This is a genomic window from Streptomyces sp. NBC_01261, from assembly GCF_036226385.1.
In the GTDB taxonomy this organism is placed as follows: domain Bacteria; phylum Actinomycetota; class Actinomycetes; order Streptomycetales; family Streptomycetaceae; genus Streptomyces.
In genome coordinates, this window is record NZ_CP108463.1 from 9,741,937 (window position 1) to 9,761,610 (window position 19,674).

Annotated in this window: 17 protein-coding genes and 2 pseudogenes; 14 read left to right on the plus strand and 5 right to left on the minus strand. The window is 70.9% G+C overall.

The features are described 5' to 3' along the window. Positions 1–134 precede the first annotated feature (134 nt). Positions 135–290 (plus strand): hypothetical protein, encoded by a 156-nt coding sequence (locus tag OG226_RS43290; RefSeq protein WP_329352136.1) that lies wholly within the window; start codon positions 135–137, stop codon positions 288–290. A 104-nt stretch (positions 291–394) separates the two neighbouring features. Here OG226_RS43290 and OG226_RS43295 read toward each other — a convergent pair whose 3' ends face one another. After that, the gene (locus OG226_RS43295; RefSeq protein WP_328685030.1) at positions 395–1,501 is read right to left on the minus strand and encodes a sugar ABC transporter substrate-binding protein; all 1,107 of its coding nucleotides are present in this window, start codon (positions 1,499–1,501) and stop codon (positions 395–397) included. Between the two features lie 492 nt (positions 1,502–1,993). Between OG226_RS43295 and OG226_RS43300 the strand changes: the two genes are divergently transcribed. The 4 genes from OG226_RS43300 (at position 1,994) to OG226_RS43315 (ending at position 7,586) form a co-directional block, all read left to right on the plus strand. After that, a complete protein-coding gene (locus tag OG226_RS43300; protein WP_329352137.1) occupies positions 1,994–3,748 on the plus strand; it encodes a serine/threonine-protein kinase in 1,755 nt (584 codons plus the stop codon). 182 nt (positions 3,749–3,930) lie between these two features. Continuing rightward, a complete protein-coding gene (locus OG226_RS43305; protein ID WP_329352138.1) occupies positions 3,931–5,679 on the plus strand; it encodes an esterase in 1,749 nt (582 codons plus the stop codon). Between the two features lie 110 nt (positions 5,680–5,789). Then, complete coding sequence (locus OG226_RS43310; protein ID WP_329352139.1) at positions 5,790–6,665, plus strand: PhzF family phenazine biosynthesis protein; 876 nt, start codon at positions 5,790–5,792, stop codon at positions 6,663–6,665. A gap of 105 nt (positions 6,666–6,770) precedes the next feature. Then, positions 6,771–7,586 carry a DUF1963 domain-containing protein gene (locus OG226_RS43315; protein WP_329352140.1) on the plus strand — a complete coding sequence of 272 codons (816 nt, stop codon included), beginning with the start codon at positions 6,771–6,773 and terminating at the stop codon, positions 7,584–7,586. A 172-nt stretch (positions 7,587–7,758) separates the two neighbouring features. Here the strand turns inward: OG226_RS43315 and OG226_RS43320 are convergent, their stop codons facing one another. Continuing rightward, on the minus strand, positions 7,759–8,628 hold the full coding sequence (locus OG226_RS43320; RefSeq protein WP_329352141.1) for an SDR family NAD(P)-dependent oxidoreductase: 870 nt from the start codon (positions 8,626–8,628) through the stop codon (positions 7,759–7,761). A 146-nt stretch (positions 8,629–8,774) separates the two neighbouring features. Here OG226_RS43320 and OG226_RS43325 point away from each other — a divergent pair, with 146 nt between their 5' ends. The 3 genes from OG226_RS43325 (at position 8,775) to OG226_RS43335 (ending at position 13,595) form a co-directional block, all read left to right on the plus strand. Continuing rightward, positions 8,775–9,635 (plus strand): helix-turn-helix transcriptional regulator, encoded by an 861-nt coding sequence (locus OG226_RS43325; RefSeq protein ID WP_443066955.1) that lies wholly within the window; start codon positions 8,775–8,777, stop codon positions 9,633–9,635. 230 nt (positions 9,636–9,865) lie between these two features. Further along, positions 9,866–11,674: a hypothetical protein gene (locus OG226_RS43330; RefSeq protein ID WP_329352143.1), complete on the plus strand. Its 1,809-nt coding sequence runs from the start codon at positions 9,866–9,868 to the stop codon at positions 11,672–11,674. 187 nt (positions 11,675–11,861) lie between these two features. Beyond that, a complete protein-coding gene (locus tag OG226_RS43335; protein ID WP_329352144.1) occupies positions 11,862–13,595 on the plus strand; it encodes an LCP family protein in 1,734 nt (577 codons plus the stop codon). Between the two features lie 7 nt (positions 13,596–13,602). Here OG226_RS43335 and OG226_RS43340 read toward each other — a convergent pair whose 3' ends face one another. Further along, on the minus strand, positions 13,603–14,067 hold the full coding sequence (locus tag OG226_RS43340; protein WP_328685039.1) for a DUF5990 family protein: 465 nt from the start codon (positions 14,065–14,067) through the stop codon (positions 13,603–13,605). Between the two features lie 264 nt (positions 14,068–14,331). On the opposite strand from OG226_RS43340, the pseudogene OG226_RS43345 reads away from it, so the two are divergent. After that, a pseudogene (locus OG226_RS43345) lies at positions 14,332–14,559 on the plus strand (FadR/GntR family transcriptional regulator); the annotation flags it as partial. Between the two features lie 126 nt (positions 14,560–14,685). On the opposite strand, the gene OG226_RS43350 reads toward OG226_RS43345, so the two are convergent. Then, entirely contained in the window at positions 14,686–15,528 is an 843-nt protein-coding gene (locus OG226_RS43350) for a PhzF family phenazine biosynthesis protein (protein ID WP_329352145.1), read from the minus strand. 76 nt (positions 15,529–15,604) lie between these two features. On the opposite strand from OG226_RS43350, the gene OG226_RS43355 reads away from it, so the two are divergent. From OG226_RS43355 to OG226_RS43370, 5 genes and pseudogenes are all read left to right on the plus strand, one after another. Then, entirely contained in the window at positions 15,605–16,621 is a 1,017-nt protein-coding gene (locus OG226_RS43355; RefSeq protein WP_443067025.1) for a permease, read from the plus strand. Next, the gene (locus OG226_RS43360) at positions 16,618–17,364 is read left to right on the plus strand and encodes a TIGR03943 family putative permease subunit (RefSeq protein ID WP_329352147.1); all 747 of its coding nucleotides are present in this window, start codon (positions 16,618–16,620) and stop codon (positions 17,362–17,364) included. The genes OG226_RS43355 and OG226_RS43360 overlap by 4 nt, the downstream gene beginning before the upstream one ends. Before the next feature lie 120 nt (positions 17,365–17,484). Beyond that, positions 17,485–17,655 (plus strand): annotated as a pseudogene (locus tag OG226_RS51720) (phospholipase); the annotation flags it as partial. A 4-nt stretch (positions 17,656–17,659) separates the two neighbouring features. Continuing rightward, positions 17,660–18,133: a helix-turn-helix transcriptional regulator gene (locus tag OG226_RS43365; protein WP_329352148.1), complete on the plus strand. Its 474-nt coding sequence runs from the start codon at positions 17,660–17,662 to the stop codon at positions 18,131–18,133. Between the two features lie 29 nt (positions 18,134–18,162). Further along, the gene (locus tag OG226_RS43370) at positions 18,163–18,753 is read left to right on the plus strand and encodes a dihydrofolate reductase family protein (protein ID WP_328686602.1); all 591 of its coding nucleotides are present in this window, start codon (positions 18,163–18,165) and stop codon (positions 18,751–18,753) included. Positions 18,754–18,788: 35 nt separating this feature from the next. Here OG226_RS43370 and OG226_RS43375 read toward each other — a convergent pair whose 3' ends face one another. Then, positions 18,789–19,568, minus strand: coding sequence for a DeoR/GlpR family DNA-binding transcription regulator (locus OG226_RS43375; protein ID WP_329352149.1), 780 nt, complete (start codon positions 19,566–19,568; stop codon positions 18,789–18,791). Positions 19,569–19,674 lie beyond the last annotated feature (106 nt).

Here is a 19,674-nt window from a genome sequence, read left to right on the forward strand (position 1 = left end):
AGGCTAGGTGGGTGGAGGGGGTGGGGCAAGAGGCTGTGACGCCGGTGCGTGTGGTCCGTGGCGAGCGGGGAGAGGCGGAAACGGGCGCGGTGGCGTGAGAGCGGGTGCGCCTGGGACGGTGGACTGCGGGGCGGTTGAGCAACGTGCTGCCGGGCGGCACGGTCGTCATGTTCAACGCGGAGTGGGGACTTGGGGGCCATCTGCCGTCCACGCCCGTTCCCGACGCGACTCGCCCGCGCATCCTGGCCGCCTTCGTGGCACGCCTTGAGGGGGACGGGGGCCTCGACTGAACGCGGAACTGAAGCGGCACGGGCTGTCTCGTGCGGCGGTCGGTCACCCGCGCCGTGCCGCACGGTGTTCATGGAGGTCCATGCGGCCGTAGAGAGCGTGGCCGCTACTTCAGCCCGATCGCCGCGCAGGCTGCCGCGTACGCCGGGGTGCAGATGTCCTTGACGGTGTAGATACCGTCCGCGATCACCGTGTCCTTGATGTTGTCCTTCGTGAGCGCGACCACCGGGACCAGCATCGTGGGGATCTTCTTCTCCGTGGGGCTGTCGACCGTGTCGCGGGTCAGGGAGTCGAACTGGATGTCGCGGCCCTGGACCTTGTACACCGCCATCTCCGCGGCGCGGGTGGCCTCTTCCGGGAACGGCTTGTACGCGGTCATGTACTGCTCGCCCGCGACGATCCGCTGCACCGCGTCCAGGTTCGCGTCCTGGCCGGTCACCGGTGGGATCTTGGTGGCGCCCGCGTCCTTCAGCGCCTTGATGACCGCGCCCGCCAGGCCGTCGTTGGCGGCGTAGACCGCGGCGATGTCGTCGAGGCCGACGGCCTTGATCGCGTTCTTCATGTTCGCCTCGGCGACCGTCGGCGACCACTTGTCGGTGTTGTACTCCTTGGCGATCTTGACGTTGTTCTTGAGTTCGCCGAGAGCGCCGTCCTTGAACTTCGCGTAGTTCGTGTCCACGGGGTCGCCGTTCATCATGACGATCTCGCTGGACGCAGCCTTGGTGCCGAGCGCCGTGATGATGGCGCGGGCCTGGATCTCACCGACGAGTTCGTTGTCGTGGGAGACGTACGCGTCGATCGGGCCCTCCGCCAGCCGGTCGTAGGCGATGACGGGGATGCCGGCGTCCTTCGCCTTCTGGACCTCCGGCGCGATGGCCTTGGAGTTCAGCGCGTCCACCAGGATGACGTCGACCTTCTGGTCCACCATCTGCTGGAACTGCCGGCTCTGCTTGTCCTGGCTCGCCTCGGCGTTGGCGTAGACGACCTTGCCCTTGCCGTTGGTGAGCGCGGCGACCTCCTTCGTGATGACGGGGTGGTCGAAGGCCTCGAAGCGCGCGGTGTCCTTGTCGGGCAGGAGCAGTCCCACCGTGATGTCGTCGCCCTTCCTCGGAGACGCGGAGCCCTCGCTTCCACCGACTCCGTCGATGACGCCGCACGCGCTGAGTGCCAGCGCCGACGCGGAGGCGGTCAGGGCTGTCGCGAGATGACGCACGGGGATTCCGCAAAGGACGGGAGCGCTCACGTGAGGCGCCTTTCGAGTGTGAGGGGAGCGGGGTGGCATTCGGGGGGCGTTGATGTCCGGTGAGAAGTGGCTGCCGGGCGAGGGGGACGCGGCTCTTGTGTCTCTGGGGGGCTTCGATTCGGCTTCCGTAGCCGCGAGTTACTCCTTCGCCTGTGCGATTCCTGTCTCCGGTCGTCACCGTCGCACTTCCTCGATGTGGACGGGGTGGTGATCACGGGGAGAGGTTGTGGCGGCTTCGGTGACCCGGTTTGAGTCGACCGTGTTCGCGGGGGCGCAGGGGGAAGCGCTATCGCTCGGACGTCGTAACCGCGCGTGTTGTGGCGGGTGTTGGGGACAGCGGTGAGAAGTGAGCTGGGCAAAGGGGGAGTTGGGCGGAGTGGGGCACCCGTGACTGGCCAAGAGGCCTGTCGGGGTCCGGCGTTGCCGATACGCTGAAAGACGGCCATGAACCGGGGACGGGGCATGGATCCGCGGAAGCGGTTGTCGGGCGGATACGTCTGCGAGCGTGAACTCGGCCGAGGCGGACAGGGAGTGGTGCGGCTCGCCCGGGACCGGACGGGGCGGCAGGTCGTGGTGAAGTTCCTGCTGCCGGGCATGGAGTACGACGAGGTCGCGCTCGCCCGCGCACGCAGCGAGTTCGGCGCGGCGAGCCGGGTCGGCGAACTCGCCACCGCGCGCGTCCTCGACGCCGATCTCTCCGGACAACACCCCTACATCGTCAGCGAGTTCGTCCAGGGACCCACGATCCAGCAGCATGTCGCCGCCGGCGGTCCGCTGCCCTCCGGCCGGCTCCAGTCCCTCGGGCTGGCCGTCGCGCACGCGTTGGCACAGGTGCACCGGGTGGGCGTCGTGCACCGGGACGTCAAACCGTCCGACATCCTGCTCTCCCCGGACGGGCCGCGGATCATCGACTTCGGTATCGCCCGCGACGACCGCTCGCTGCAGTCGGTGCTCACCACACCGGGCAGCGTGCTCGGCTCGCCCGCGTACATGTCGCCCGAGCAGGTCAAGGCGCTCCCGGTCACCGCCGTCTCCGACGTGTTCTCCCTCGGCGGCACGCTGTACTTCGCCGCCACGGGACGGCGCCCCTTCGCCGGGGAGGGCGACTACGAGGTGCTCGTCGCCGTGTGCACCCGCGACGCGGACCTCACCGCCGCACCGGAGCCGGTCCGTTCGGTCATCGCCGACTGCCTGCGCAAGCACCCGGCGGAACGCCCCACCGCCGCCCAACTCGTCACCCGGCTCGCGGGGGCGACGGGGGCGACGGAGGCGACGGAGGCGGAGGCGGGGGAGGCGGAGGCGGGGGAGACGGGGGAGACGGGGGCGACGGGGGAGACAGAGGCGGGGGAGGCGGAGGCGGGGAAGGCGGACGGTGCGCGGACGGAGTCTCGTACGCCCTCGCATCCGCCCGGCCCCAGGAGCAGCGGCGCGGGCTCCGGCCCGAGCGCCGAGCAGCTGCGGTCATGGGGGTTCGCGGCCGGCAGCGCCGCGGTGGCTCTGCTGCTCGCCATCGTGCTCAGCACCACCTCGGGAGGATCGGCGACGGAGCACGGCCCACAGGCCCACGGCTCGACCCCCTCGACCCCCTCGACTTCCTCGGCCTCCGCGTCCTCCGCGTCCTCGTCGTCCGGGAGAACGACGAGATCCGCCGGCTCCCAACTCCTTTCGCACACGGACGACTTGACCGACTCGGGCGACTGGTCGTACAAGGACCCGGCCCTGGCGAAGATCACGCACAAGGGCGGGACCATGCTGGTGGATCCCAGGCCCGAGCTGGAGGTGTGGCCGCAGGCGCCCTTCGAGCCGTTCTCGTTCGCGGTGCGGCTGAGCACCCAGACGGAGTGGTACGGAGGTGAGGGCGGGGTCGGGCTGTGGTGCGACGGCTCGGGGAACTACTGGAAGGGTTCCCGCTGGTCGACCTACCTGACGACGGATCAGGAAGCCTTGATCGTGGGGGAGTTCAGGTTCAAGGGGAAGTTCCAGCACGACCGGGTAGTCGAGGTGAACCTCGCGGACCTGGGCCTGAAGGTGGAGAGTCGGCGACAGATCGACATGTCGATGACCTGTTCCTCGGCCGGTGAGGGCCGGATCAAGGTGGAGCTCGCCGTCAACGGCACCCGGGTCGCCGCGTACACCGGAAACGCCACCGACCCCCGGGGCACGGCCTACCACGCGGGTTTCGAGCGCTTCACCGCGACCGAGCTGTCGGCGCCCTGACGACTTCTAACAAAATTATCATCGAAATTGTTAACAATTACCGGCTCCGACTCAGGGTCCCGGCCTACAGTCTGGGACTCGTATGAGCCGCACAGTTCGACCGGCCCCCGGTGTTGCCAGGGGTGGTGCCCAGGCCGGCTGTGACCACGTAACCAGCTGCACATGGAGGTCCACGGGTGGACATGAACCGCAGAACTGTGATCCGGAGCGCCACAGGCGTCGCAGCCCTGGCCACGTTCGGAGTCGCCGAGGGCACGGCGGGCACGGCGTTCGCCGCCACCTCGTCGTCGGGCAGTTCGTCGAGCACGTCCTCGGCGTACTCGCTGGAGCTCGACCCCACCGCCTGGTCGTACGACTCGACCAACGACGTGTACTACCAGATCGGCAAGGTGTACGTCGCGAACCCGGCCGCGACGGACTACGAGAACCTGTCGATCTACGTGCCCGGCGCCTATCTGACGGCCACCGCGAACAGCGACGGGACCACGTACACGGCGAAGGCCAACCCGAAGGGCACCGTCGGCCAGTACTCGGGACGCACGGCGCCGATCGTGATCCCGGTCAACACCCCCGGCTACGCCCAGCAGGCGCCGGCCACGTCCTACAGCTACACCGGCGTCTCGCAGTACCTGGAGGCCGGGCTCGTCTACGTGTGGCCGGGCCTGCGCGGCCGAAACAGCTCGACCAGCACCCGCTCCGACGCGGCCCCCTGGGGCGTGACCGACCTGAAGGCCGCGATCCGGTTCCTCCGGTACAACCGGAGCGTCCTGCCCGGCAGCACGGACGACATCGTCCTGTTCGGCATGAGCGGCGGCGGCGCCCAGGACACCGTGGCGGGAACGTCCGGCGACAGCCCCCTGTACCACCCGTACCTGCGCACGATCGGCGCGGCGATGGAGGACGCCCAGGGCCGTCCCCTCAGCGACGCGGTCGCCGGCGTCATGGCCTGGTGCCCGATCACCAACCTGGCCGAGGCCAACCTGTCCTACGAGTGGAACATGGGCCAGTTCGCCTCGACCGGCACGCGCGCCTCCACCACGTGGACCAGCGCCTACTCGGCGGACCTCGCGAAGGCCTGGCCCAAGTACCTCAACCGCCTGGGCCTGCGCGACGAGCGCGGCAGGCGCCTGAAGCTGACCGAGTCCGGCAACGGCAGCCATCTGTCCGGCAGTTACTACGACCACCTGATCAAGGTGATCACCACCTCGCTGAACAACTTCCTGTCGGACAACACCTTCCCGTACACCATCACGACCCAGGGCGGCCCGCCCGGATCGGGCCAGACGGGGACCTCGACCACGTACGAGACGGTCGCCGACTACATCGCCTACCTCAACACCGACAGCACCTGGGTCACCTACGACGCCACGACCAACACCGCCACGGTGTCCGGCCTCGAAGGCTTCGTGAACAGCCAGAAGGCCGCGAACAAGCCGGTCGGCGCGTTCGACGGATACTCCCGCGGGCAGGGCGAGAACAGCGTCTTCGCCATGGGCCTCAATGTGCCGTCGCACTTCGCGCCGCTCACGCGTGACGTCATCAAGGCGAACGAGACGACGTACGCCACGTACTCCGACTGGAACTCCGCCTACGGCTCCGCGGCCTACGACAGCGACTTCGCGAAGAAGGACAGCGTCGGCAAGGACATGGCCTGGCGGGGCGACGCGTACAACCCGCTGTACTTCCTCTCGCCCGCGTTCGGTGGCTACCGGCAGTCGCAGGTGGCCCGGCACTGGCGCATCCGCACCGGCATCATGCAGGGCGACACGGCCAACACGACGGAGATCAACCTCCAGTTGGCCCTGCTGAACTACGGCATCCGCGATGTCGACTTCGCCACGGTGTGGGCCGAAGCGCACACGATGGCCGAGCGCACCGGTGACTCGACGACGAACTTCATCAGCTGGGTGGAGTCCGTGGTCAAGAAGTGATCGTCGGCCAGGACACCCCGGGCGCCCGACCGGCAGGCTTGGTCGGGCGCCCGGCACCGTCCCGGCCCACGTGCGGGAATGGCCGCGGCCCCAGCCCGGTTGCCACGGTCATGACGACGAGTGCGGCACGCCCCGAGGTCCTGCGATACACCGCCTTCTCCAGCGACCCGGCCGGTGGGAACCCCGCGGGCGTGGTCCTGGACGCCTCCGCTCTGGACGACAGCGCCATGCTGGCCGTCGCCGCCGACCTCGGGTACTCCGAATCCGCGTTCCTGACCGCGCCCCCGGAGGGTCTCGGCGGTGAGGACGGGCGGGCGTACACCATCCGGTACTTCAGCCCCAAGGCCGAGGTGCCGTTCTGCGGGCACGCCACCGTCGCGACCGCCGTGGCACTCGCCGAGCGGGTCGGCCCCGGGGAGTTGGTGTTCGCGACACGCGCCGGCACCGTGCCGGTGGAGGTGGTCGAGGAGGGTGGGACGCTCCGGGCCACGCTCACCAGCGTCGAACCGCACATCAAGGCCATCGCCGACACCGACCTCACGGAGGCCTTGGCCGCGCTCGGCTGGCCGCAAGCCGATCTCGACCCTGCCTTCCCGCCCCGTATCGCCTTCGCGGGCGCCCGCCACCTCGTCCTCGCGGCGGCGACCCGCGCCCGACTCGCGGACCTCGCCTACGACTTCGCCCGCCTCGAAGCCCTGATGCACCAACTCGACCTGACCACCGTCCAGTTGGTGTGGCGCGAGTCGGACACCGTCTTCCACGTCCGCGACCCGTTCCCCGTCGGCGGTGTCGTCGAGGACCCGGCGACCGGCGCCGCGGCGGCAGCCTTCGGCGCCTACGTGCGTGAACTCGGCCTGGTCCCCGACGACGCCGTCCTCACCCTGCGCCAGGGCGAGGACCTCGGCCGCCCCGGCGAACTCACGGTCACGTTGCGCGCGGGCGACCCGCGGGTCCGCGTCGGTGGCGCGGGAACACGCATCGGCTGAAGCGCCGCCAACGCCGAAGGCTCCCGCGCCGGTTGTCCAGCCGGTCCATGTCGGCGTACTGCGGCGATCCGCGACATGTCAGTGGCCCATGGCACGATCCCGGGCATGACGTCGATCGACGAAGCTCTCCTTCTTGGGACGGCCGCCAAACACGGCGTACCCGCCCCCGTCGTACGGGAGTTGATGGCGCGGGCGCGGCCGTGCCTCTACCTGGTTCCGTACGACGAAGTGCCTGAGGCTCGTCGGGAGGGCATCCGCCCCGCCGCGCGGACGGGCGGGCTTCCCGCGCTGCCGGACGGGGTGAACTGGCCCGACGGGAGGGAGCCGTTGGTGCTGAGTGTCGACTGTGCCGCCCTGCCGCACGGCGTCCTGGACATCGAACTGCCCGCCGATGGGCACCTGTTGTTCTTCACCGAGATCGAGTACCCGCCGGAGTCGTCCGCGGTGCTCCACATACCTGCCGGTGTCCGCACCGCGGAGCGCTCCGCGACGTATCAACTCGACGGTGAGGACGTGCAGTCCAGGGTCTACGAACCACGCACCCTGTACCCCGTGACCGGACTGACCTTCGACGGTGAGTGGGAAGGGGGCCCGGAGATCGGCGCGTTCCTCGACGGCGACGGCGACGGCGACGGAAACGGAAACGGCGATGGCGGCGGCGCCCAGGACGCGCTGGACGGTTTCGAGGAGGCCGTCGGCGACCTGGCCTTCGGCGGACACCGGCCCGGCGTCTGCGTCCGGATCGGCGGGTTCTCCGACCCGTGGGACATGGCCCCGGACACCGGCGAACTCGTGCTGTTCGCGCAGCTGGCCGGGCAGGCGGTCGACTACAACGTGTTCACCATGAACCTGATCGTGGGCACACGGGAGGACATCGCGGCTCGGGAGTATGACGGCCTCCAGTACGAGCAGCAGTGCTGATCTCCGGTCACTCCTGGACGGAGGCTGTGCCCATCGGGGTGCAGCGGTCGCCCGCCGCGGCTCCGACCGGGATCGCGGCGCTCAGGGAGGCGATGGGTGCGGGGGTGCGGGACGTAGACGGCGGCGTGGCCGGCGGCTTCCGGGCAGGCCCCGGGACGACCCTTCACCTAGCTCACCGGGCGACCGCTCCAACGAGGTCGGCGGTCGCGTTCCACAGCCGTGCGGCCATCGCCGGGTCGAGGCCGGCCTTGCCCTGTCGGCGTACGGCCGGGGAGCCCCGGAAGCCGCCCAGGCCGTCCGGGCCGATGTAGGAGTTGCCGGGGACGTCCTGGGTCGCGGCGTAGAGGAGGGACAGCGCTCCGCGCTCGGGGGTGTTGGTGAGGAACGTGAGCCTGTTGACGATGTTCGACCGGGAGTGGGCCGCCAGCGAGGTGCGGGCGATGCCCGGACTGGCCAGGACCGAGCGGACCGGACTGCCCGCGGCGGTCAGTCGGCGCTGCAACTCCAGTGAGAACAGGACGACCGCGAGCTTCGACGCCTGGTAGGCCTGCATCCCGTTGGGCTTGCGGGTGCGCCGGTCGAGGTCGGCCAGGTCGAGCCTGCCCTGCTTGTGCAGCTCGCTGGTGACGTGCACGACGCGGTCGGTGAGGTGATCGAGGAGCAGGGTGGTCAGCAGGAAGGGGCCGGTGTGGTTGGTGGTGGTCTGCACGTCCAGGCCGTCGGCGGTACGCGCGGCCGGGATGTCCATCACGCCGGCGTTGTTGACCAGGATGTCGAGGTCGCCGGACCAGGCGTCGGCGAAGGCTCGTACCGAGGTCAGGTCCGACACGTCGAGCGGGCGGACGTCGAAGGTGCCGGGCAGGGCGGCGACGGCGCGGCGGGCCTTGCCGGTGTCGCGTACCCCCAGCACGACACGGGCACCGACGCGGGCGAGTTCGCGTGCCGTGATCAGGCCGAGGCCGCGACCGGCACCGGTGATCACCACCGTACGGCCGGTCAGGTCGGGCAGGTCGTGCGCGGTCCAACTGGGTATGCGGGTCATGGGACTTGGCTCCTGGTTCGCTGTGATGGGTGACCGCTGATCGCAGCGCCAGTGAACCCGCCCCGCCGCAGCCGCCGGAAGGACCTCCGCAACCACTGAATGAGAGGTCGTGGCTGTGCCGCGTCGGATGGCGAACGATGAGGACCATGGACCACACGTTCGACCGCTCGTCCCTCGGCGCCTTCTTGCGCACTCGGCGCGCGGCCCTGCAACCGGAGGACGTCGGGCTGCGGCGCGGGCAGCGCAGGCGCGCTCCGGGTCTGCGCCGCGAGGAGGTGGCGGAGCTGTGCACGATGTCCGCCGACTACTTCGCCAGGCTGGAGCGCGGCGACGGGCCGCAGCCCTCGGAGCAGATGCTCGCGGCCATCGCGCGCGGCCTGCGGCTGACCCCGGACGAACGCGATCACCTGTTCCTGCTCGCCGGGTACCGAACGGCCCGCCGTGGCCTGCGACTTGAGCATGTGAGCCCCGGGCTGATGCGGGTCATGGACGGCCTGGCCGGCACCACCGCGCAGGTCATGGGCCCGCTGGGGGAGACGCTGCTGCAGACCCCGTCCGCCGTGGCGCTGCTCGGCGAGCAGACCCACTACACCGGCAACTCCCGTAGCGCGACGTTCCGTTGGTTCACCGACCTGGCCGAGCGGGAGTGCTACGACCCTGATCAGCACGACATCACCAGCCGGACCGACGTCGCCCTGCTGCGCGCCGCCGTCACCCGGGACGGGCCCGGCTCGCCCGCTGCGGGCCTGGCCGACGTCCTGCTGCGCACCAGCGACGAGTTCGCCCGGCTGTGGGAACGGCACGAGGTGGGCGTGCGCTGGAGCGGGACCAAACGGTTCGTCCATCCCCAGGTCGGCCGCCTGGACCTCTACTGCCAACTCCTCCTGGAGCCGGACCAGGGCCAGTCGCTGCTCATCTTCACCGCCACCCCCGGTACGGAGAGCCACGAGAAACTCGCCCTCCTCACCGTGCTCGGCACCGACCGGTTCGCCACCGGCGCCGAGTGATCCGGTGAGTCTCCCGCGGGCACAGGTGCGGCCCCGTCGGCGCGAACATGGGCCCCACCTCGCCCGACGCGTCAACGCACCCTGCACGTAAGCACTTTCTTCCCCAGCTCTTTCCTTCCGCCGGTGAACCTCGTCGGCTCCTTTCACCTCTACGACGTGTAGTGGAGGTTGCCCCGGAGTGAACTGCCGACCGACCTTGACGGTGGGGACGGAGCGAGGAGAAGGACGCCATGGATGACGGTCCCCGTGCCGGCGGTGGTGTGCGGCTGAGGTGGCGTGACGCGCCCGCCGTGGCGGGGCTGCCGAGGACCCGGCCGCTCGCGACCGAGCCGGCGGCGGCGCCGCAGCAGCTGCACCGGGGGATGACGCTGATCGCCGCGATCAGCCTGTTCATCGGAACCCGGGACGCCTGGACGCGGGCGATGACGTCCCGTCCGGACGTCGCCGGGATCATCTCCGTCTGCTACGCCGGGATACTCGTCGCGGGCGTCCTCGCCCTCACCACACGCACCCGGCGCGCCCTGACCCGGGTGGACGCGGGCGTCCTGCTGCTCGCCGTCGTGCTGGTGCTGTGCGGGTACTCGCTCAACCACGCCGGCACCGACGAGGGCGTCCTCACCGCGCAGGCCGCCCACGAGATCCTGCACGGGCACCCCATCTACGGGCAGCCGTGGCCGTGGCTGTTCGACCGTTCGTCGGTCGGCATCACGAAGACCATGTCGGGCGGCGCCGACTACACCTACGGCTATCCGCCCCTGACCGCGTTGCTCGCCGCCCCCGTCCACGCCGTGGTCCACTCGACGGCCGCCGCCACCCTCGTCACCACCGGCGCGCTGCTCGCGGGCGCCGTCCTGCTCTGGTGGCTGCTCCCGGCCCCCTGGCGGTCCGGCGCCACCGCCGTGTGCCTCGGCTTCGGCTTCCTGCCCACCTACGCCTACGCCGGCTACCCCGCGGTCCTCGCCCTGGTCCTCCTCATCCCGGTGGTGGTCCGCTGGCCCGACACCGGAGCCGCCGGCCGGCTCGGACTGCCCGGAGTGGTCCGGGCCCTCTGCCTCGGCGCGGCCTGCGCCTCCCAGCAACTCGCCTGGTTCCTCACGCCGTTCCTCCTCATCGGCCTCTACGCCGTCCGCCGCGGCGACCTCGGCCCTGGGCCGTGTCCGCGAAGTCCCGCCTGCCCCGCGACGCCCGGCACCCACTCTCGGCGTGCCCTCGGCGTGGTCGCCCGCTACACGGGCACCGCCGCCCTCACATGGGCCGCGATCAACGCCTACTTCGCCACCCAGGACGTCCACACCTGGCTGCACGGCCTGCTGCTCCCGCTCACCCAGAAGGCGATCCTGCACGGCCAGGGCCTGATGGGGATCTCGTACTACTTCACCGCGGGCAGCAGCAACCTCGACTACTACTCCTACGGCAGCCAGCTGCTCCTGTTCGGCCTGCTCGCCGCCACGCTGCTCTTCGTACGGCGGCTCGGCCCGGCGATCACCGTGCTGCCCTGGCTGAGCTTCTACCTCGCCACCCGGTCCCAGGACGGCTACTTCCTGATGATGACCCCGCTGTGGCTCGCGGCGGCGGCCACCGTCCCGGCCTCCGCGTTCGCCTCGGCCTGGCAGCCCCGCATCCCGCACCTGACCGGGCACCGGGCCAAGGCCGTCCTATCGGCGGCGCTCGTCACGCCCGCCGTGGTGTGCGCGACGGTCGCCGCGATCAGCGCGCCGCCGCTGCGGATGAACGTCACACCGAGTTTCGCGGAGCGGGCCGGCCACCTGGACATCACCGGTCTCGCGGTCCGGGTCGTCAACATCACAGGCACCCGGCTCACCCCCCACTTCGCCAGCCGCCTCGGACAGGGCGCCTCCAACTGGTGGACGGCCTCCGGCGGGCCCGTGACCCTCGCCCCGCACGCCTCCGCGACGTACGACGTGAAGCCCCCCGGCGGTGTCCGGCGGGCGCCGGGCGGGTCGCGTCCGCGCTTCTATCTCATCGCCGTGACCGGTACCCCGATGACCATCACCAGCGCACGGATTCCGATCAGTTGACCGAGTTTGACGTAAAAGGATATCCCGTAAATGAGAAAGGCCCTACAGGGTTCTCATCTGAGATTGTTATATTGCGCAACCACGCAAGAGAGGCAGGCCCCCTGCCTCGCCCGACCCGACACGGCCGCGCGCCCCTGGCCGCAGCATCGAACGGCCTGAACGGCCCGACCGTACGTGGGAGTGCCAGATGACCGACCTCGGGGACGGCCCCGTGGGACACGCCACGCGCAGCCGCACACGAGGCGTGCCCAGGCCGCGTGCGAGCGAGGCCGACGAACCGCTGCCCACCGGCGGCCGGGCCGCCGCCCGCGCCGCGGCCCGCCAGGCCCCGCGCGGCGGATCCCGCGCAGCCGGCCGCGCCGCCTCGCGCCGCCGCGTCAAGCAGGCCCCGGCCGGCAAGCGGGTGTTGAAGATCAGCGCGATATCCCTGTCGGTGCTGATCATGGTGACCGCGGGTGCCGGCTGGTGGTTCTACGAGCACCTGAACGGCAACATCAACAGCATCGCGATCGACGACGGCGCGGGCGGCAAGGAGAAGGCCGACGCCTTCGGCCGTACGCCGATCAACCTCCTCGTGATGGGCAGCGACGCCCGGAGCAGCGCGACCGACTGCAAGCTCGGCGGCGGCTGCTCGTCGACGGGAGTGCAGACCGGGAACGGCAACGCGGACGTCGAGATGGTGGTCCACATCTCCGCCGACCGCTCGAACGCCACCGTGATGAGCATCCCGCGCGACACCATGACCCAGGTCCCCTCCTGCAAGGACCCGGACAGCAGCCAGTCGACGGCCGGTTACTACGGCCAGATCAACAGCGCGCTGCAGTACGGCCAGGAGTGCCAGGTCAAGACCGTGCACGCGCTCACCGGCATCACCATCGACCACTTCGTGCAGATGGACTTCTCCGGCGTCGTGAAGATGTCCGACGCGGTCGGCGGCGTCTCGGTGTGCGTCGACGCCGACGTCTACGACACCTACTCGCACCTGAAGCTCGCCAAGGGCACCCACACCCTCAAGGGCAACGCGGCGCTGGAGTTCGTCCGCTCCCGGCACGGCTTCGGCGACGGCAGCGACCTGGGCCGTACCGTCTCCCAGCACCTGTTCCTGAGCGCGATGATCCGCAAGTTCAAGAGCGCCGGCACGCTCACCGACCCCCAGGCGGTCTACAACCTGGCCGACGCCGCCACCAAGGCGCTCACCGTGGACACCGGCCTCGGCACCGTCAAGAAGCTCATCGGGCTCGCCGCGGACCTGGACAAGGTCCCCACGAAGCGCATGACGTTCACCACGATGCAGACCGGCGCCGACCCGAACAACGCCGACCGGGTCGTGCCCGCGACGGCGGCGAAGAGTCTGTTCGCGACCATAGCCAACGACCAGTCGCTGACCACCTCTTCCGGCAAGAAGTCCTCGGCGGCCACCGCGACCGCCACGGCGGCGGCCGTACCCGCCGCGCAGATCGCCGTGACGGTGGAGAACGGCACCGGCATCAGCGGGCGCGCCTCCACGATCGCCACCTCCTTGATAGACGGCGGCTTCAGCTCCGGCACCACGACCGGCAACGCCGGCGTCAGCGCGACCACGACCACGCTCACCTACGGCTCCGGACAGAAGGCCGAGGCCCAGACGGTGGCCAGCGCGATCGGCCTCTCCTCCTCGCACCTCAAGCAGGGCACCGGCACCGGCCTGACCCTGGTGATCGGCACGGACTGGCCGAGCGGTACGACGTACCCCGGCGCCGGCTCGTCCCCGGCCCCCGCCGACACCAAGGCGGCCACCTCCAACGCCCAGGCCTCGACCGCCGATCAGTCGAAGTCCTGCGCCAAGGTCAGCACCTACAAGACGGTCAGCCTGAACGGCGTCGCGATGACCCCGACCCAGGCGTACCGGCTGGCGACGAACAAGAAGGACTCCGCGTCCTGACCGGCAGTTAGCGGGCGGCGGCGGTCCAGGTGATGCGCGGGGGATCCACCCGCGCGCACAGCGGGCCGCCGTTCGCGTCGGTCAGACCGAGCCGGCCGACCAGCAGGCCGTCGGGCGCGGCGGCGGCCAGGACGTCGTCCGGCACCGAGTCGAGCATGAGCTTGGCGCGCCGGAACATGGTGAAGAGACCGGCCGCATCGACCGTCCCCCATGACAGGTAGACGAACCGCAGACCCATCCGGTGCTGCACATAGGGGCCCGTGACCACGACGCCGTCCGGCGAGAGCTCCGCCACGCACTCCAGGTTCCAGCTCGCGGACACGGCATCGCCCGGCTGCGGATCGAGCAGCTCGGCCGGCCGGTCCCGGCGCTGCACGGCGACATGGACGTTGTCGTACGACTGGACGGGCTTGTCGGCGGGGGCGGGGAAGGTGCGGCCGGGCAGATCGACGGCGTCGATACGAATGCGCATACGGGCCATCATGCCGGGTCCGCCCTCCGCACCCTCAGTCGATCAAGGGGAAGCGGCAGGCGGTCCGGCGCCCGGAGGCACTCATCGTCGGCCGGGGCCGCTCCACCGCGCAGGACCATGCCCCTCTACCGGGCCACGCAGGTCGAAGAGCTGCTCGAACTCCTCCCAGCGGGAGCGCAGCATGTGCCGGACGGCGGCGGCCGTCGACTCGGTCCAGCTGCCGCGACGGCCGCCCGACGCCGCAGTACCAAGGACCTCGAACCCATGCGGGACGCCCTGTCCGCCTACCTCTCCGCGAACACCCAGCCAGACGCGCACACCGCGGACAGCGCCTTCCACCAGGCCGTCCGCGCCGCGACCGGCAACCCGCAGATCGTCATGCTCAGCCAGGACCTGCTGGCGCGCATCAGCCTCGGCTTCCCCGTCGAACCCCGGGGCAAGGGCGAAGAGATCCACTTCCACCAGGGCGGTGAGGACCACAAGGCCCTGTACGAGGCCATCGCCGCGGGCGAACGCGAGCGCGCCGAGGAGATCGCCCGGGGCCACTTCACGATGAGCGCGGACCCGATCCGCGAGGTGCTGGCGAGGGTCCGGGCGAGCTGGACCGATACCGGTCGGCTACGGCAGCGGGATCACGTCCATGACCTCGGCGGTGCCGCCCACCTGTACGGCTACCCCGGGCCGGGCCGTCGCGGTGATCGTGGCGGGGCTGCCGAGCGAGTCGCCCATGTCGACGGCGATTCCGGTGACACCCCGCCCCGCGAGGTCGGCGGCGAGGCACGCGGTGCTGTTGGCGTTCGCGATGTCCTCCGGGACGCCGATCGACGGCGCGAACATGCGCGCCGCGATCCGGCCCGAGCGCGTCGGCACCGAGTAGACGTAGCAGCCGAGGAGTCCGAACCGGTCGCAGGCCGACCGGAGTTGGCCGAAGTCCGGGGCGAGTGCGGCGAGCACGGACCGCGAGAGGACGGGCACCAGCAGCCGCTCCCGCCCGACCGAGGCGACCCGGGCACCGGACGCGAGCGTGTCGCCGCCGACACCCAGCGCCGACAGGACGAGCCCGCACTCGGCCGCGGTCGGCTCACGCAACTCGACGGGACCGGGCTCGAAGGCGGCACGGACCCGCGCCCCCTCCCGTACGGCCCACCCGGCGAAGGAACGCCCCGCCGCACGCAGAGTGCCCCGGTACTCCGTACCTCCGGCACGCTCCGCGAGGAAGGCCAGGGCGGCGACCGTACCGTGGCCGCACGCGGGCAGTTCGCCTTCGGCGGTGAAGAAGCGCAGGGACACGGCCGACCCGCGCGCCGCGACGAAGACGGCGTGCGACGTCCCGGCGAGAACCGGTATCCGGCACCGCTCCTCGTCGCTCAACGGCGCCTCGTCCAGCACCGCCGTCGGACTTCCACCGGCGTCCGCCCGCAGACACGCGCGGACGATGCTGACGGACAGTCGGCTGATCACGGGAGAACCGTACTATGTTCTGTCGCAACATCAGACATTCGGAGCAAATATGCCAAAAACGGATGAGCTGCTTGATGTGACGGAGGCGGCGATCCCGGCCGCCACCCACCCACCCGAGCGCCGGCGCCGCGCCTTTCGCAGACCCCCGCCCGCGACTGCGGCCGTCATCGCGCTCGGCCTCGCGGTGGCCGCCCTCGTGCTGTCGGGCACGCCATGGCTGAACGACCCCGCCGTGGCGGCCTGGCGGACCGTCTGCCTGGCCATCACCGTGCAGGCGCTGCCCTTCCTCCTCCTGGGCACCGCCCTGTCCGGGGCCATCAACGCCTTTGTCCCGGCTGACCTGTTCACCAAGGTGCTGCCCAAGCGGGCCGCGCTCGCCGTGCCCGTCGCCGGCATCGCGGGCGTGGTCCTGCCGGGCTGCGAGTGCGCGTCCGTGCCGGTCGCCAACAGCCTGATCCGCCGGGGCGTCACCCCGGCCGCCGCGTTCGCGTTCCTGCTCTCGGCGCCCGCGATCAACCCGATCGTGCTGACCGCCACCGCCGTCGCCTTCCCGGGCAGCCCCGCCATGGTGCTGGCCCGGCTCCTCGCCTCGCTCGCCACGGCCGCCGTCATGGGCTGGCTGTGGCTCTGGCTGGGGCGCGAGGAGTGGCTGCGGCCCGTCGTGCGGCACACCGGACACCGGTCGGGGCACAGCCGCTTCACGGAGTTCCGGCTCGGCTTCCAGCACGACTTCCTGCACGCGGGCGGCTTCCTCGTGCTGGGCGCCATGGCCGCGGCCACCTTCAACGTGACCGTCCCGCGCTCGGTCCTCGACACCTTCTCGGGCTCGCCCTGGCTGTCCGTCCTGTTCCTGGCCGGGCTCGCCGTGGTCCTCGCGGTCTGCTCCGAGGCCGACGCGTTCGTCGCCGCCTCGCTCACCGGCTTCTCGCCCACCGCACGCCTGACCTTCATGGTTGTGGGTCCGATGGTCGACCTGAAGCTGATCGCCCTTCAGGCGGGCACCTTCGGCCGGGCGTTCGCGGTGCGTTTCTCCACCGCGACCACCGTCGTGGCCGTGGCCGCCAGCGTCCTGATCGGAGGCGCCCTGCTGTGAAGCGCACCGCCCAAGTACTGCTCCTGGTCCTGACCGGCCTCGGCCTCCTGCACACCGCCCTCTTCACCGACCTCTACCTGCGCTACGTCAAGGAGGGCCTCCACCCGCTCCTGATCATCTCCGGCGCCCTCCTGCTGCTCCTGGGCCTGGCGCACGCGGTGTTCGACCGCGGACCCGGCGACGCGGAGGCCCATGACGACGAGCACGACCACGGCCACGGCCACGACCACTCCACCGCCCCCCGCATCGCCTGGCTGCTCTTCCTCCCCGCGCTCAGCCTCCTCTTCTACGCCCCGCCCGCCCTCGGCGCCTACACCGCGTCCCACGCGGGCAGCGAGGCCGTCAAGAAGCAGAAGGGGTTCGCCGCACTGCCCGCGACCTCACCCCTGCCGATGACCCTCACGGACTTCACCACCCGGGTCCAGCAGGACAAGGAACTGGCCATCAAGGGACGCGGCGTCGAGATGACCGGCTTCGCGACGCCGGTCCGGGGCGGCGGCTGGGACCTGACCCGGATCATCTTCACCTGCTGCGCGGCGGACGCCCAGACCGTCAAGGTCCACATGTACGGCACCCCCGCCCCGCCCGCGAACACCTGGCTGGCCGTCACCGGAACCTGGCACACACAGGGCACGCTCGGCACCCGCACCGCGGCGGCTGCCCTCGACGTCCACGGCACCCGGAACATCGCCCAACCGGTCAACGCCTTCACGGACGACCTGCCCCTGACACCGTCGTCCTGAGATTGCCTGAGAACCTGAACTCCGCTCGGCAGCAGGGGTGTTGGGTGTCGCGAGTTCGTCGACCCGTTCGCGGACCTCCAGACGTACCGCGGACTCGCCACCGGTCCCGCCGCCTCGACTCTGGCTCTGGCGGCCGTCGTCGCCACCGCGACGGCCGCCACCGCAGCCCCCGCCGACGAGCCCCAGGTCCTCCCCGGCTGGACCCGGACCAGCGCGTCGAGCTACAACCTGTGGGCCGCGTCCCGCGCCGACCGAACCGCCTGGTCCGCCTACGGGTTCGACTGGTCCACGGTCGGTGCCCGGACTCGCCGCGCTCAGCGGTCTGTCCCGGGCGGCCTTCGCCCGCAACAACCGTGACGTCCTCGGTCGGACCCCGATGCGGTACGTGACCGACTGGCGGATGGCCCTGGCCCGAGACCATCTGCGCACCGATGACCTCGGCATGACAGGCATCGCCCGCAGCGTCGGCTACAACTCGCCCTACGCGTTCGCCGCCGCCTTCCGCCGCCATCACGGCGAGCCCCCCGGGACCTGGCAGCGGGAGGAACAACTCCGCACACAGACCCAGGCAGGGCGGAATCCAGGACACTGGCGGCCGGATCAACGGCGCATGATGCCGGATCGTCGCGGCAGGCGACTGGGCGCCGCCGAGCAGCCGCATCAGGCGAGCGGGACGACGCTCAGCGCGCCCCCCAGCGCACACTTCACGCCCGCCCGCGTCCGGCCCGGGATCCGGCATCTTCGACATGGGGTCCGCGACGACCGATGAGTGCGGACGGCGCGACAGGTCTACCTGACATGACTGACAAAGTGATCTCAGGAATGTCCATGTCCCTGGACGGCTTCATCACCGCCCCGGACGACACCCGCGCCCACCCTCTCGGCGTCGGCGGCGAACGCCTGCACCGATGGGTCCAGGAAATGGACGACGCCGACGCGCAGGTCCTGGCCGAGATGGCCGACGGCGTCGGCGCCGTCCTCATGGGCCGGCACTCCTACGACGTGTGCGAAGGCGAGGGCGGCTGGGGCGACGGAGGGCCGGTGGGGAAGGTTCCCTGTGTGGTGCTCACCCACCGGGCCCCCGACCCGGCGGCCGTCGTCGCCCCCGACGTGTTCACCTTCGTCACCGACGGCATCGAGTCCGCGGTGGCCCGCGCCAAGGAGATCGCCGGCGACGGGGACGTCGGCGTCCACGGTGCGACCGCTGCCCAACAGGCCCTGAACGCCGGTCTGTTGGACGAGGTGCACATCATGCTCGTCCCCGTGCTGCTGGGCGCGGGCAAGCGGCTCTTCGACCATCTCGGCGGCCCCGTCGAACTCCGCCGGCTCTGGACGCGAGAGTCGCCGGACATCACCCACCTGCGCTTCGAGGTCCTGACCAAGCACTGACCGGGTGTCCGGGGCGGCCCGGCGCGGCTCCGCCGTCACACGGCGACGACCGTGACCCCTACCTCCTCGAACCGCCGCACCGTGTCCGCCCCCACCCCCGCGTCCGTCACCAGCGTGTTCACCGCCTGGGCCGAGCAGATCCGGGCGAACGCCCGCTGCCCGAGCTTGCTGGAGTCGGCCGCGACGATCACGCGCTCGGCGCGCTCGCACAGCAGTCGGTTGATGGCGGCCTCCGCCTCGTCGTGGGCCGCCGCGCCGTGCGTCACGTCGAAGGCGACCACGCCGAGCACCGCCACATCGACGGTGATCTGCGAGAGCACCCCGTCCGCGAGCGGCCCGACGAGTTCGTACGACTGCGGTCGCGCGACCCCGCCGGTCAGCACGATCTTGAACTGGGGCCGTACGGCAAGCTCGTTGGCGATGTTGAGCGCGTTGGTCACGATGGTCAGCGCGGGCGTTCCGGCGGTGAGGTCGCCGCGGACGGCCAGGGCGCGGGCCACCTCCGTGGTCGTCGTGCCGCCGGTCAGGCCCACCGCCTCGCCGGGCGCGACGAGTTCGGCGACCGCCTTCGCGATGCGCTGCTTCTCGGAGGCGTGCCGGGCGGTCTTGTAGCGCAACGGCAGTTCGTACGACACCCCGTGCACGACGGCGCCACCCCGGGTCCGCACCAGCATCTGCTGCTCGGCGAGCTGGTCGAAGTCACGACGGATCGTGGCCGCCGACACCCCGAGATCGGCGGCGGCCTCCTCGACGTCCAGCCGGCCGCGCTCGACGAGCAGCTCCAGCAGCACCTTCCAGCGGGCGTCGCGCGACATCCGCACTCACTCTCCGTTCCTCGATTCTCCGCGACTCTAGCGCACGTCCCCTTGGTTCCTGTGCTTGATTCTGCTCGAAAACTCGCTATATCTTGCAGGAACAAGC